The organism is Streptomyces lydicus (assembly GCF_000717345.1).
GTDB classification, from domain to species: domain Bacteria; phylum Actinomycetota; class Actinomycetes; order Streptomycetales; family Streptomycetaceae; genus Streptomyces; species Streptomyces lydicus.
Window position 1 is genome coordinate 1 of record NZ_JNZA01000029.1, and the last position, 13,853, is coordinate 13,853.

The 13,853-nt window shown below is 72.8% G+C and carries 10 protein-coding genes; 5 read left to right on the forward strand and 5 right to left on the reverse strand.

The window, feature by feature from the left end; genetic code table 11:
• Positions 1-154: 154 nt before the first annotated feature.
• Positions 155-3,340 carry a cytochrome P450 gene (locus OO62_RS25215; RefSeq protein WP_051733578.1) on the reverse strand — a complete coding sequence of 1,062 codons (3,186 nt, stop codon included), beginning with the start codon at positions 3,338-3,340 and terminating at the stop codon, positions 155-157.
• Between the two features lie 105 nt (positions 3,341-3,445).
• Between OO62_RS25215 and OO62_RS25220 the strand changes: the two genes are divergently transcribed.
• The 4 genes from OO62_RS25220 to OO62_RS25235 all read left to right on the forward strand — a co-directional run bounded on the left by OO62_RS25220 (position 3,446) and on the right by OO62_RS25235 (position 6,611).
• The gene (locus OO62_RS25220) at positions 3,446-4,156 is read left to right on the forward strand and encodes a PAS domain-containing protein (RefSeq protein ID WP_033269860.1); all 711 of its coding nucleotides are present in this window, start codon (positions 3,446-3,448) and stop codon (positions 4,154-4,156) included.
• Positions 4,157-4,249: 93 nt separating this feature from the next.
• Positions 4,250-4,711, forward strand: a complete 462-nt coding sequence (locus OO62_RS25225) for a universal stress protein (protein ID WP_033269861.1) — start codon at positions 4,250-4,252, stop codon at positions 4,709-4,711.
• Between the two features lie 96 nt (positions 4,712-4,807).
• Positions 4,808-5,023: a dodecin gene (locus OO62_RS25230; RefSeq protein WP_033269862.1), complete on the forward strand. Its 216-nt coding sequence runs from the start codon at positions 4,808-4,810 to the stop codon at positions 5,021-5,023.
• Between the two features lie 142 nt (positions 5,024-5,165).
• A complete protein-coding gene (locus OO62_RS25235; protein WP_033269863.1) occupies positions 5,166-6,611 on the forward strand; it encodes an amino acid permease in 1,446 nt (481 codons plus the stop codon).
• 136 nt (positions 6,612-6,747) lie between these two features.
• Here the strand turns inward: OO62_RS25235 and OO62_RS25240 are convergent, their stop codons facing one another.
• Both OO62_RS25240 and OO62_RS37105 read right to left on the reverse strand, forming a co-directional pair.
• The gene (locus OO62_RS25240) at positions 6,748-7,224 is read right to left on the reverse strand and encodes a hypothetical protein (RefSeq protein WP_033269864.1); all 477 of its coding nucleotides are present in this window, start codon (positions 7,222-7,224) and stop codon (positions 6,748-6,750) included.
• A gap of 295 nt (positions 7,225-7,519) precedes the next feature.
• Entirely contained in the window at positions 7,520-8,479 is a 960-nt protein-coding gene (locus OO62_RS37105) for a hypothetical protein (protein WP_051733579.1), read from the reverse strand.
• A 131-nt stretch (positions 8,480-8,610) separates the two neighbouring features.
• On the opposite strand from OO62_RS37105, the gene OO62_RS25250 reads away from it, so the two are divergent.
• Positions 8,611-10,998: a GH92 family glycosyl hydrolase gene (locus OO62_RS25250; protein WP_051733580.1), complete on the forward strand. Its 2,388-nt coding sequence runs from the start codon at positions 8,611-8,613 to the stop codon at positions 10,996-10,998.
• A 97-nt stretch (positions 10,999-11,095) separates the two neighbouring features.
• On the opposite strand, the gene OO62_RS25255 is transcribed toward OO62_RS25250, so the two are convergent.
• A complete protein-coding gene (locus tag OO62_RS25255) occupies positions 11,096-11,308 on the reverse strand; it encodes an EF-hand domain-containing protein (RefSeq protein WP_033269865.1) in 213 nt (70 codons plus the stop codon).
• An 82-nt stretch (positions 11,309-11,390) separates the two neighbouring features.
• Positions 11,391-13,844 carry an excinuclease ABC subunit UvrA gene (gene uvrA / locus OO62_RS25260; RefSeq protein ID WP_033269866.1) on the reverse strand — a complete coding sequence of 818 codons (2,454 nt, stop codon included), beginning with the start codon at positions 13,842-13,844 and terminating at the stop codon, positions 11,391-11,393.
• Positions 13,845-13,853 lie beyond the last annotated feature (9 nt).

A 13,853-nucleotide genomic window follows, 5' to 3' on the forward strand; every position in this document is an offset into this window, starting at 1 on the left:
CCCGAACCCACCCCCCGCCCCCTCCCCCGAAGGGGGAGGAGGGGGAGGAGGCGGGGGGAAGCCTTCCGCGGCGCGGAAGCAGCGGTTCCCACGCACGCAGAAGCGAGGTTCCAACGAACCGGCCGGCCGCCGCCCCGCCGGGTGGGCGGCCCCCTCAGCCCGCCGCGTAGACGTCCTCGATGTAGCGCCCGGAGGCGGTCAGTTCGCGGAGCCAGGCTTCGGACTCCTGGGGGGAGGCGCCGGTGTGCGCGGCGTGCAGGTCGCGGAAGGCGGCCCGGACGCCGGGGGCCATCCGGCTGCCGTCGCCGCACACGTACACCCGTGCCCCGGCCTGCAGCAGTTCCCACACCTCGGCGGCCTCGGCGGCGATCCGGTGCTGGACGAAGCGGTGCCCGTTTTCCGGGCGGGCGCTGAAGACGGGCCGGACGGAGACGGCGCCGGCGGATTCGGCGGCGGCGAACTCCTCGGCGTGCAGGAAGTCACCGGCCGGGTCGTCGCAGCCGAAGTAGAGCCGGGCGGGGGCGCGCCGGCCTGCGGCGACGCGGTCGGCGACGGCGCCGCGGAAGGGGGCGAGGCCGGTGCCCGCGGCGACCAGGATGACGGGGGTGCCGTCGGCCGGGTCGATGCGGAACGCCTCCCGGCAGGGCTGGACGCGGGCCAGCACGGTGTCACCGGGCCGCAGGGTGTGCAGATACGTCGAGCCGGTGCCGCCGGGCAGCAGCGAGACCATCAGGTCGGCGTGCCGGGCGTCGGTGGCGGGCGAGGAGGACACCGAGTAGTGCCGGGTGCGCAGCGGCGGCAGCAGTTCCAGGATCGTCGGCCAGGTGAGGGCCCCGCGCAGCGCCGGGTGCGCCTCGATCAGCTCGATGAGGGTGCGCGGATCATCCGCGGCGAGGGATTCCAGGGCGTGCTGCTCGGGCGGGCAGGGGTTGTGCGCCGCGAGCACCGCGACCTGATCCACGGTCGGGCGGTCACCCAGCTCCAGGTGGTGGGTGAGGAGTTCGCGTACGGTCAGCGGCCGGTCGACGGGCAGGGTGTCGCGTCCGGGCCGGCGGCCGGGGTGCAGGGCGAGGACGGTGTCAAGGTCGACGCCGAGGGCCCGGGCGGCCCGCTCGACGGCGTCCGGGGTGTTGGCCGGCAGCACGGCGAGGTGGTCGGCGGTGCGATAGGTGACGCCGGCCGGCAGCGCGAGCCGCAGGAAGCGCTTGGGCCGCGGCCAGTCCTGGGCGGTCAGGTCGTGGGCCTCGGTGACGGTCATCGGGATGAGGCCGTGCCGGGCGGCGAGCGTGTCGAGCGGGCCGCCGGTGACCTCGGTGACGGTGTAGCCGGTGTCCTCGTCGCCCGGTGCGCTCGCGCCGACGCTGGCCGGGTCGCCGTAGCGGGCCAGCAGCTGGGTGCGCAGCAGCGCGGCGAACTGCTTGACGGTGCCGCCCAGGTCGCCCGAGGCGTCGGCCTCGGCGCGGGGCAGCAGCCGGTGCCCGCCGAGGGCGTCCAGCCGGTCGTCGATGAGGGTCGGTACGTGCTGGTAGGTGGCCGCCCAGTTGCGGTCGCCGACACCGAGGACGGCGAACGGGAGGCCCGCGGCGGCGTCGTCCGGTGCGGTCTTCAGCCACTGGACGAAGGCGGCCGCGTCGTCGGTGGGCTGGCCGTTGTAGGAGGCGGCGACGATGACGAGGGGCCGGTCGCCGGGCAGCTGCCCGGCGTACGCGTCGAGCGGCGCGACGTCGGCGGCGAAGCCCAGGCCGGTGGCCTCGTCGGCGAGCCGCTCGGCGAACTCCCGGCAGGTGCCGTAGTTGCTGCCGTGCAGGAGCAGCAGGCCGGTGCCCTGGGGGACGCGGGTCGGCAGCCCGTCGTCGGCCGCCGGGGCGTCCCCGGAGCCGGCGGCGGTGTCGGGGAGCACGGCCAGCGCGGTGCGGACGGCGGCCCGGTCGGCGGGCGTACGGGCGGCGAGGGTGAGGGTGAACCCTTCGGGCTTGAGGGTCAGCGTCTCCTTGATCCGGAGCCGGTAGTCGCCGTGGTCGATCAGCCGGTAGCGGTGGGCGAGCAGGGCGAGCAGCATGGTCGCCTCGTGCAGCGCGAACTGCCGCCCGATGCAGGCGCGTTCACCGGTGCCGAACGGCTTGTACGCGTGCGGCGAGCGGGCCGCCTCGGCCTCGGGGCTGAAGCGGGAGGGGTCGAACAGCTCGGGGTTGTCACCCCACACCGGGTCGCGGTGCAGCATCGGGGTGAGCACGGTGACGAGGTCTCCGGCCTTGAGCGGGTAGCGGCCGCCGAGCAGGGTGTCCTCCCGGGCCTGGCGGCTGAAGGCGGCGGCGGTCGGCCACAGCCGGAGTGCCTCGTTGAGGACCTGGCGGGTGAACGGGAGCCGGCCGATGTCCTCGAAGGAGGGGTCGGGGTCGGCCTGGTCGCCCCACAGTACGTCCGCCTCGCGCTGGACCATGCGCAGCGCGAGCGGGTCCTTGAGCAGGTGGTGGAGGGCGAAGGAGAGGGCGCCCGACGTGGTTTCGTGGCCGGCGATCAGGAAGGTGATGACCTGGTTCCGGATGTTGGCGAGATCCAGGGTGGGACCGCTCGCCTCCGTGCCGTCGCCCTGCGCGCGGGCGCCGAGCATCAGGCCCAGCAGGTCGTCCTCGCCCGTCTCACCGCTCGCCGTGCGGGCGGCGATGACCTCGTCGACGACGGAGGCGAGGTAGTCCGCGTCGGCCCGGAAGGCCGCGTCCTCCGCGGAGTGGTCGGCGTGCGGGTCCCGGGCGAACTTCTTCCCGCTCCACTGCAGGCAGCGCACCATCGCCTCGACGAAGGGGTGCGCGCTGTCGCCGCGGGAGAAGGACTCGAAGTCGAAGCCGAAGCCGGCCAGCCCGATGGTGTCCAGCGTCATCCGGGTCATGTCCTCGGCGACCTGGGCGGGTGTGCCGTCGGCGACCCGGCGGTCCCAGTTGGCCATGACGCGGCGGGCCACCTTGAGCATCGCCGGGTGGTACGTGCGCATCGAGCCGAGCGCGAAGGCCGGCATCAGGACCTCGTGGGCCTTGGCCCAGTTCGGCTCGTCGTTGTAGGCGGTGAACAGACCGTCACCGGCGAACTCTCTGACGTTCTCCAGGATCACCGAGACGCCCTTGGCGAAGCGCGTCTCGTCGGCCACCTCGGTGACCAGGTCGAGGGAGGTCACGAACAGCGTCTCGCGGTCGCCGAGCTTGCGCTTGAAGACCGGGCCGTGGATCCGGGCGAGGTCCATGGCCTGCTGGATGGGCGTCGTGGTGACGCCGGCCGCCGTGATGTCGGCGACGGGTATGCCGTCGGCGGCGCGTTCGTCACTGGGGAGCGCGATGGTGTCGGTCATGTCTCCAGCGTGAGGGGCCCGGCGTGCGTCTCGTGACCGGGCAACTGCATGATTGTGCAGTGGTTTTTCGCTGCTCGCTCTTGCGCGCGGACCGGGGATGAGGCAATGGACGACGGGACTGTCTGCGGTGGGCCGGACGCGGGGGCACCGGCTCTCGGCACACCGTTCCACCGGAGCGGGGAAGCCGACCCGGCCGGGCCGTACGCGGACGGCCCCTGGCGCAACTACTTCCTGATTCTGCTGGACCGGATCCCGACGCCGATCGCGGTGTGCCGGGCGGACGGCGAGGTGCTGATCGCCAATCCGGCGATGGCCGGGCAGTGGGGCGTGGCGCCCGGGCAGCTGCGGGGGCGCAATCTGCTGGACCTGTTCCGGCCGCGGGACGAGGCGCAGCTGATCCGGATCGCGGAGGCGGTGCGCCTGGGCCGCCGGTCGCGCTATCCGGTGGAGGTGCACTGGCGGTCCGCGTCCGACGGGTCCGAGCGGGAGGGGGAGCTGACGGTGGATCCGGTCGGCGATCCCTCGGTGCAGCCGCCCGTGCTGCTGGCGCTGCTGCGGGCCCGGGAGCCGGTGCCGCCGCCGGCGCCGCCGCGGGGCACGGCGAGTCCCGTGGAGGCGCGGATCCTGGCGCTGGCCGCCGGCGGCGCCACCACGGCGTCGATCGGTACGGCGCTGGGCCTGACGGTTGACGGGGTGAACTACCACCTCACCCGGCTGGCGCGGCGCTGGCGGGTGCAGGGCCGCGCGGCGCTGGTGGCGAAGGCGTACGTCCTGGGGGTGCTCGCGCCGGAGAGCTGGCCGCCGGCCCCGGCGTGACGGGCGGCGGCGGTCCGCCGGAGGTGGGGCCGCGGCGCGCGGCCGCCCGGCCCGGGGGAACGTCAGCACGCGTGTGCGGATAACCTCCGTGGTGTGGAGGAGAACGCAGCCGCGCAGTTCGAGCGCGGAACGGACGGCCCGAAGGTGATCGTCGTCGGCATCGACGGCTCCGACTCGTCCTGGCGCGCCGCGGCGTACGCGGCGGGGCTGGCCCGGCGCCAGGCGTCGAAGCTGGTCCTGGTCTATGTCCAGCCGGTGCTGCCGGCCGGGGCCGCGATGGGCGCGCCGGTGGCCGATGCCACGAACGAGGTGGCCGAGGAACTGATGGCGGAGATCCGCAAGGCGACCGAGCGGCTCCAGGGGATATACGAGGTCCGCTGGGAGTTCCACACGCTGCGCGGCGATCCGTACAACGGCATGGTGCAGATGGCCGACGACCTCAAGGCCGACGCGGTGGTGGTCGGCGCCTCGGAGTCGGCCGGACACCGCATCATGGGCTCGGTCGCGGTCCGGCTGGTCAAGGCCGGGCGCTGGCCGGTGACCGTCGTCCCGTAGGGCGGTGGCCCGGGTGCTCCGCTGGTGGGGCGGGCCGCCCTGAGGCACGGTGGGAGATGGACGGGCGGAGCGCCGCCCCGGCCGAGGGAGACCACCGTGACCGACCGCACGTACCGCGTGACCGAGATTGTGGGGACGTCCCAGCAGAGCGTGGACGCCGCGATCACCAATGGCATCAAGCGCGCCTCGCAGACCCTGCGCAACCTCGACTGGTTCGAGATCACCCAAGTGCGCGGGCATCTCATCGACGGCGAAATCGATCACTACCAGGTCGGTCTGAAGGTCGGCTTTCGGCTGGAAGACGCCGACTGACCGGGCCGATTGCCACCCCTCCCGTGTATCTCTCCCGGCGAGTCCTGCTCCTACTAGGGAGTCGCCTTCCTCCGAGGCCCGCCAGGGTCCATGATGATCCGCCGTCGGACCACGACGGAGTGACCCTACGGAGGGATGACGCATGGGGCTGCGCGCGGGACACGGCGTACTGCGCCGCAAACCGATCGAACACATCGAAGAGGCGGAAGGCTCCGCGAGCCAGCAGCTCACCCGGGCGCTCGGTCTGTGGCAGCTGACCGCCATCGGTGTCGGCGGCATCATCGGCGCCGGCATCTTCACCTTGGCGGGTACCGTCGCGAACGAGAAAGCCGGGCCCGCGGTCCTGATCTCCTTTCTCGTCGCGGGCGTCGCGAGTGCCGCCGCCGCCTTCTCGTACGCGGAATTCGCCGGGCTGATCCCGAAGGCCGGCTCGGCCTACACCTACGGCTACGCGGTGCTCGGGGAAGTGGCGGGCTGGTTCATCGGCTGGGACCTGCTGCTCGAATACACCGCGATCGTCGCGGTGGTCGCCATCGGCATTTCCGGCTACTTCGGCTTTCTCCTCGGTGAGATCGGGGTGGATCTGCCCGCGTGGATGCTGGGGGCGCCGGGGACCGGGCCGGGGCACCGCGTCGACCTCTTCGCCGCGGTGCTCTGCCTGCTGATCGCCTATCTGCTGACCTTGGGCATCAAGAACGCCGCGCGCTTCGAGACCATCGTGGTGGGCCTGAAGGTCCTGGTGGTCGTGGTGGTCATCGCGGTCGGCTTCTTCCACATCAACACGGCGAATTACCACCCCTTCTTCCCGTTCGGGGTGACCGGTGCGTTCACCGGTGCGGCCACCGTCTTCTTCGCGGTCTTCGGGTATGACGCGATGAGCACCGCGGCCGAGGAGTCCAAGGACGCCCAGCGCCACATGCCGAAGGCCATCATGTATTCGCTGGCGATCTCGATGGTGCTGTACGTGCTGGCGTGCCTGGTGCTGACGGGTATGCAGAACTACAAGCACATCGACCCGGAGAGCGGATTCTCGTCGGCGTTCAAATCGGTGGGCCTGAACGGTCTCGCGGACGTCATCGCGGTCGGCGCGATCATCGGCATTCTGACCGTCATGTTCACCTTCATGCTCGGTGTGACCCGGGTCTGGTTCTCGATGAGCCGGGACGGTCTGCTGCCGAAGTGGTTCGCTAAGACCAGCGCCACCCACCACGTGCCGACCCGGGTGACCTGGATCGTCGGCGTGGCCTCCGCGCTCATCGCGGGCTTCCTGCCGATCGGTGAGGCCGCGGAGCTGACGAACATCGGCATTCTGCTGGCGTTCGTGGTGGTCTGCGTCGCGGTGATCGTCCTCCGCTACAAGCGCCCCGAGCTCCCGCGCACCTTCCGCACGCCGGGCATGCCGGTGGTGCCGGCGATCGGCGTGTGCTTCTCGATCTGGCTGATCACGTTCCTGGCGTGGCAGACCTGGGTGCGCTTCGTCGTCTGGTTCATCGTCGGCATGGTCATCTACTTCACGTACTCCTACCGGCACTCGAACCTGGCGCGGGAACCGGGCGAGAATTCCGCGTCGACCGGGACGGTCGTTTGACGGACGGTCATCGGGGCCGGCGGGCAGCTGTCCCGCCGGCCCCCTTGTCGTCCGGTCCGTCCACCCGTCACGCCGTCAGGTCGTCAGTCTCCGCGCCTCGTGCCGTCGGGTGAACGGGCGAACGGGACGGCGCGGGTCAGAAGACGAACGGGCCCGGGGTCTGTGCCGAGGTGGCCTTGCAGGTGGCCGTGATGCCGAAGACCACGACCTTGAGGGAGGCGGCCTCCAGGCTGTCGCCGGCGGCGACCGTACCGTTGAGCGGACCGGTGGAGACCGCGCTGCCGGCCGGGATCGCCGGGTTGGCGCTGCCGCTGAATGTGGTCGTTCCCGAGCCGTTCTTGGTGAGCGTCAGCGTGGACTTGACCGAATGTGCGCCGATGTTGATCGGCGAGGTGATCGCCGACGTGGACACACTGATCGTGGCGGCCGTGCCGTTCTGGGTGGCGGTGAGCGTCGCCGTACCCGAGCCGTAGGAACCGCAGTCGAACGAGAGGGTGGCGGTGCCGGGGGTCACCGCGGTCGCGGCCGGCGCCAGGGCGAGCGTGCCCGCGGCGGCGAACGCGACGCCGAGCGCCGTACCTATGCCGTACGTGCGCGATCTGACATGTCTCATGGGGACCGCCTTCGTGAGGGGGGTGGCAGGCCCGTGGCACCGGCCGTCGAGCGGTACGTGAGGGAACGACAGGCGCCACGCGGGGCCCGGTCCGGGGCCCGTGCCGAACACCGCCGGATCCGGCGGGACCCGAGGGATCCGCTCCGGAACCACCGGACCTGACGGTCAATCAGCGACCTGAAATCGCTGACCATTGAGGCACGCGCCCCCGGAGAGAGCAAGGCGAAGGGCCCATGATTTTTGGCATGCCTGCGTCAGGCCGACGAGAACCGGCCGCGGGCGCCGCCCCCTCGGCTCAGCCGCCGCCCCGGGCCCCGGACAGCGCCTTCCCGACCCGGCGCAGCCACCGGCGCGGCGGTTCGCCGAGCCGGTGCCGCCACAGCCACCACGGCAGCCGGCGCCGCGGCACGTACGCCCAGAGGTCGTCGTCGGCCTCGCTGCCGCGCGGACAGCGGCGCAGCAGGTCCAGGCAGCGCCGGTCGACGGTGCGGTGCAGCCGGGCGGTGTGCGCGAGCGCGACGATGCCCTGGTGGCGCAGGCGCGGGTCCGACGACGCCAGCGCGCGGTCCAGGGCACGCGCGACCCTGGGGAGGATCGCCGTCGGGTCGGGGTGGGTGAGGGCGAGCCCGATGACGGCGACGCCGACCAGTTCCTCGCCCCGTTCGAAGGCCGCGTCGACCTCTTCGGGCCGGTCGGTGCCGAGCAGTGCGGAGCTGTCCTGCCAGTTCATGCCCCGTCCGGACGCCGCCCGGGAGAGAAGGAACTCCCGTCGACCTGCGGCCAGTTGCGGCCCGCTCGCCTCTCCCCCATCGGCGTCGCCCCGGGAGAGACGGTGGCTCAGCTCCAGATAGTCCCAGACCCGCCGCGGGTCCTCGGCGTCGCCGCCGCGTCCCGTCCGGCCGTCGACGGTCTCGCGGCAGAGGGCCGCGAGCGGGGACGGGTCCGTGCCCCGCGCATGGATCCGGGCGAACGCCTCGCCGGGTCCGGGGCCGAGGTCGCAGCGTCGCAGGAAGGCGAGGGTGCCGGTGTCGGCGGCGGTGAGCCGGCCGTTGAGATAGCCCCAGGCCAGTTCGGGCGCCTCCAGGGCCACCGCGTACCGGACGAACTCGGCGGGAAGGGGCGCGGGGCGGGGCGAGGGCGCGACGAGGTCCGCATCGGGCGGCGGAAGGGCGGCGGCGCTCCCCCCGGGCGACGGCGCACCCTCGGCCTCGCCGAGGGCCTGCGGCGGGGCGGCGGTCTCGTCGGGCGTGGGCATCCGGGGAGCCTACCGAGGGGCCGGCGGCGCACCGGAGTCGCCCGCACCACCTCTTGACGCGAACCTGACCAACCTCAAGAATGAGCGCGCTCTGACAACGTTGTCGGCCTACCTTCCGGAGGTCCGGATCCATGCCTTGGCTCAGTCGTTCCCGGCTGCGTACCGCGGGCGCGGTGCTGGCGGCCGCGCTCGTCGGGGGCGCGCTCACGGCCCCGGCCGCAGCGGCCGCGCCGCCCGCCGGCGGCCCGCTCACCGACCTGGTCAACCCGTTCATCGGCAGCCGGAACGACGGCAACACCTATCCGGGCGCCGCGGTGCCGTTCGGCATGGTGCAGCTCTCCCCGGACACCGGACACACCACCGGCTACGGCTACGACGACGACCACATCCGGGGCTTCAGCTCGGTGCACATCTCCGGCGTCGGGTGCGGGCTCGGCGGCGATCTGCCGGTGCTGCCCACCACGGGCGACATCACCGAGACCGACTATGCGAAGTACGCGGCCGGCTACCGCCATGACGACGAGTCGGCCCGGCCGGGCTACTACCGCGTCGGCCTGACCTCGTACGGCGGGATCACCGCCGAGCTGACCGCGACCGCCCGCACCGGCAAGCAGCGCTACACCTTCCCGGCCACCGACAAGGCCAATGTGCTGCTCAACGCCGGCCAGTCGCTGCACAGGACGGTCTCCACCCGGGTCGAGGTGCTGGACTCCCGCACCATCCGCACCGCCCTCACCGGCCGCGGCTTCTGCCAGGACACCGAGCCGTACACCGTCTACACGATCACCCGCTTCGACCGGCCGTTCACGTCGTACGGGACCTGGGACGGCGACACGGTGACGGCCGGTTCCAAGGGCTCCACCGCCACCGGCCGGCACGGGGCCTACGCCCGCTTCGACACCCGCAAGGACCGTACGGTCGAGGCGACCACCGCGCTCAGCTACGTCGACGCGGCGGGCGCGGCCCGCAACCTGCGGGCCGAGGGCGGCCGTTCCTTCGACCGGACGAGGGCCGCGGCCGACGCGGCGTGGGAGCGGCGGCTGGAGCTGGTGCGGGCCCGCGGCGGCGACCGTACGCTGCGCCGGACCTTCTACTCCTCGCTCTACCGTTCCTTCCTCGCGCCGAACGTCGGCAGCGACGTGGACGGGCGCCACACCGGATGGGACCAGAAGGTGCACCGGACCGCCGACTTCGGGGGCTCCGCCTACTACCAGAACTGGTCACTGTGGGACACCTACCGCACCCAGGCGCAGCTGCTGGCCCTGCTGGCGCCGCGGGAGTCACGTGACATGGCGCTGTCGGTGCTGCGGATCGACAAGGAGAGCGGCTGGCTGCCCAAGTGGGGCTACGGGACGGTCGAGACCAACATCATGACCGGCGATCCGGTCACCCCGTTCCTCACCAACGCCTATCAGCAGGGGCTGCTGGCGGGCCACGAGGAGGAGGCGTACGCGGCGCTGAAGAAGAACGCCGACGGGGTGCCGCCGGCCGGTTCACCGGCCGTGGGGCGGGAGGCCAACGCGCCGTACCTGAAGGACGGGTTCGCCCCGTACATCAAGGGCCGGCCGCATCAGAAGCCCGGTGACTCGGACTTCGAGCACGGCGCCTCGGCGACCCTCGAATACGCCCTGTCGGACGCGATGCTGGCGCAGATGGCGCGGGATCTGGGACATGACGCGGACGCCGACCGGTACGCGGCCCGGGCACAGAACTACCGCCGGATCTTCGACGGTTCGACCGGCTTCTTCCGGGCCCGCGACGAGCACGGCGCCTTCATCGGGCCGGCCGACCCGGCCAGGAGCGAGGGCTTCCACGAGGGCACGTCCTGGCAGTACCAGTGGCTGGTGCCGCAGGACCTGCCGGGGATGCTGAAGCTGATCGGCGGCAAGGACAAGGCCGACGAGCGCCTCGACTCGTTCTTCGCCTACCCGCAGTTGCTGAAGGACCCGGCGAAGACCGCCCGCGAGGTGTGGGTCAACGGGCCGTACGACTACTACAACGCGGACAAGTACAACCCGCAGAACGAGCCCGACCTGATCGCCCCGTACACCTATCTCTCCACCGGCCGGCCCTGGAAGACGACGGATGTGGTGCACGCGGCGCTGACGCTGTTCACCGACACCCCGACGGGTATGACCGGCAACGACGATCTGGGGACGATGTCGGCGTGGATGGTGCTCTCGTCGATCGGGGTGTTCCCGGTGCAGCCGGGTACCGACAGCTGGGGGCTGAGCACCCCGGTCTTCGACCGGGTGGATCTGACGCTGGACCGGCGGTACTACCCGGGCGGGCACTTCACCGTCACGGCGCCCGGTACGTCCACGACCCACCGGTACGTCCAGTCGGTCCGGCTGGACGGCGCCGACCGTGACCGGACGTATCTGACCACCGGTGAGCTGCGCGCGGGGCGCGAACTGTCCTTCACCGTGGGCGCCGAACCGTCGGGCTGGGGCACCGGCGAGGGTGCCGCGCCGCCACCGGTGGGCACGACGGCCGGGGCCGGGAGCCCGCGGCGCTGAGCGGGGCTGCTCGTCGCCCGCGGGCCGGTGGCGCTGGGCGCGGCCGGCCCGCGGGCGGACGGGGCGAAGGGGGTCTGCGCGGGGGGCGGGGCGGTCGTCAGCCCTGCAGGGCCTGCCAGAACTCGTCGAAGGACATGGTGCCGTCGTGGTTGGCGTCCTTGGACTTGATGACCGCCTCGGCGACCGGGCCGGTGACGAACGGGTCGCCCATCTCGGCCATCGCGCGCTTGAACTCGTCCGGCGTGACCTGGCCGTCGCCGTCCGCGTCGTACCGGTTGAACGTCGCCCTGGCCTCGTTGATGTCTGCCATGGGAGGTGCCCCCTTCGTGGTGCTGCGCAGTGCTGCGCGGTGCTGTTGCCCGTGGATCTGACCTGCGTACATTAGCGGACCCTCATACCGCGTCCGGCTGCCCCCTCCGGCGGGCGAGATAGCGGGCGGTACGGCTGCCCGGGGCGGCGGCGACCTCGGCGGGGGTGCCGGCCGCCACGATCCGGCCGCCGTCCGCGCCGCCACCCGGCCCGAGGTCGATGACGTGGTCGGCGCCGGCGGCCACGCCCATGTCGTGCTCGACGACGACCACGGTGTGGCCGGCGTCCACCAGGCCGTGCAGCTGGCGCATCAGCACCTCGGTGTCGGCGGGGTGCAGGCCGGTGGTGGGCTCGTCGAGGAGGTAGAGGGTGTGGCCGCGGCGGGTGCGCTGGAGTTCGGCGGCGAGCTTGATCCGCTGGGCCTCGCCGCCGGACAGTTCGGTCGCGGGCTGGCCGAGCCGGAGGTAGCCGAGGCCGACGTCCTGGAGGGTGCGGAGGCTGCGGGCGGCGGCGGGGAGGTCGGCGAGGAACGTGGCGGCGTCATCCACGGTCATGGCGAGGACGTCGGCGACGGTGCGGCCGCGGTAGGTGATCTGGAGGGTCTCGGGGTTGTAGCGGGCGCCGTGGCAGTCCGTGCAGGGCGCGTAGGTGCCGGGGAGGAAGAGGAGTTCCACGGCGACGAAGCCCTCCCCCTGGCAGGTCTCGCAGCGGCCGCCGGCGACGTTGAAGGAGAACCGGCCGGCGGTGTAGCCGCGGGCCCGGGCCTCGTCGGTGGCGGCGAAGACCTTGCGCACCGCGTCGAACAGGCCGGTGTAGGTGGCGAGGTTGGAGCGCGGGGTGCGGCCGATCGGCTTCTGGTCGACGCGGACCAGCCGGTCCACGGCCGCCAGGCCCTCGGCGCCGTCGATCTGCGGGCGGGCGGTCGGCCCGGTGTCAGCGGCGTCCTCGTCCGTCTCGCTCCGGCCGGCGCCCAGGTGGTCCCGCACGGCTTCGGCGAGGACGCGGGTGACCAGCGTCGATTTGCCCGATCCGGAGACGCCGGTGACGGCGGTGAAGACGCCGAGCGGGAAGGTGGCGTCCAGTCCGCGGAGATTGTGCAGGGTGGCGCCGTAGAGGGTGACCGCTCCGGAGGGGCTGCGCGGGGTGCGCGCGGCGGGTGGCTCGGTGGCGAAGAGGTAGCGGCGGGTGGCGGAGCCCTCGGCGCCGGCGAGGGCGGCGACCGGGCCGCTGTGCAGCACCTGGCCGCCGTGTTCCCCGGCGCGCGGCCCGACGTCCACGATCCAGTCGGCGCGCCGGACCACGTCCATGTCGTGTTCGACGACGAAGAGCGAGTTGCCCGCTTCCTTGAGCCGGCCGAGCACGGTGAGCAGGGACTCCGTGTCGGCGGGGTGCAGGCCGGCGGACGGCTCGTCCAGGACGTAGACGACGCCGAAGAGGCCGGAGCGCAGCTGGGTGGCCAGTCGCAGCCGTTGCAGCTCGCCCGCGGAGAGGGTGGGCGAGGGCCGGTCCATGCTGAGGTAGCCCAGGCCAAGTTCGGTGAGCACCTCGATCCGGGCCACCAGGTCGCGGGCGAGCGTCGGCGCCACCTCGTCGTCCGCCCGCGTGGCGGTGGGGCGGAGCAGCTCGGCGAGGGCGCCGAGCGGCATGCCCGCGAGGGTGGCGATGTCCCGGCCCTCGAAGGTGACGGCGAGTGCTTCGGGGCGCAGCCGCCGTCCGCCGCAGACCGGGCAGGGCTCGGCGGTCATGAAGCCCTGGACGCGTTTGCGCAGCGCCTCGCTCTTGGAGTCGGCGAAGGTGTGCAGGACGTAGCGCTTGGCGCTCATGTAGCGGCCCTTGTAGGGGCGCTGGATGCGGCCGGCCTCTCGGACCGGATGGACGGTGACGACCGGCTCCTCGTCGGTGAACAGGATCCAGTCGCGGTCGGCCTGCGGCAGGTCGCGCCACGGCCGGTCGATGTCGTGGCCGAGGGCGGCGAGGATGTCGCGGAGGTTCTTGCCCTGCCAGGCGCCGGGCCAGGCGGCGACGGCGCCCTCGCGGACGGAGAGGTCGGGGTCGGGGACGAGGGAGTCCTCCGTGACCCGGTGGACGGTGCCCAGGCCGTGGCACTCCGGGCAGGCACCGGCCGCGGTGTTGGGCGAGAAGGCGTCGGAGTCGAGCCGTTCCGTCGTGCCTTCCGGGTAGGTGCCGGCCCGGGAGAACAGCATCCGCAGGGTGTTGGAGAGGGTGGTGACGGTGCCGACGGAGGAGCGCGAGGTCGGTGCGGAGCGCCGCTGTTCCAGGGCGACGGCCGGCGGCAGCCCGGTGATGTCCTCGACCTTGGGCGCGCCGACCTGGTGGATCAGCCGCCGGGCGTACGGGGCCACCGACTCGAAGTAGCGGCGCTGCGCCTCGGCGTAGAGGGTGCCGAAGGCGAGGGAGGACTTGCCCGATCCGGACACCCCGGTGAACGCCACCAGCGCGTCCCTCGGGATGTCCACATCACAGTTGCGGAGGTTGTGCTCACGGGCGCCGCGCACCCGTACGTACGAGTCGGCCATCCCTCCATG

Coding starts and splice junctions, on each gene's coding strand:
- OO62_RS25215 (WP_051733578.1), bottom strand. CDS start 3,340: ATGACCGACACCATCGCGCTCCCCAGTGACGAACGCGCCGCCGACGGC.
- OO62_RS25220 (WP_033269860.1), top strand. CDS start 3,446: ATGGACGACGGGACTGTCTGCGGTGGGCCGGACGCGGGGGCACCGGCT.
- OO62_RS25235 (WP_033269863.1), top strand. CDS start 5,166: ATGGGGCTGCGCGCGGGACACGGCGTACTGCGCCGCAAACCGATCGAA.
- OO62_RS25240 (WP_033269864.1), bottom strand. CDS start 7,224: ATGAGACATGTCAGATCGCGCACGTACGGCATAGGTACGGCGCTCGGC.
- OO62_RS37105 (WP_051733579.1), bottom strand. CDS start 8,479: ATGCCCACGCCCGACGAGACCGCCGCCCCGCCGCAGGCCCTCGGCGAG.
- OO62_RS25250 (WP_051733580.1), top strand. CDS start 8,611: ATGCCTTGGCTCAGTCGTTCCCGGCTGCGTACCGCGGGCGCGGTGCTG.
- OO62_RS25255 (WP_033269865.1), bottom strand. CDS start 11,308: ATGGCAGACATCAACGAGGCCAGGGCGACGTTCAACCGGTACGACGCG.
- uvrA (WP_033269866.1), bottom strand. CDS start 13,844: ATGGCCGACTCGTACGTACGGGTGCGCGGCGCCCGTGAGCACAACCTC.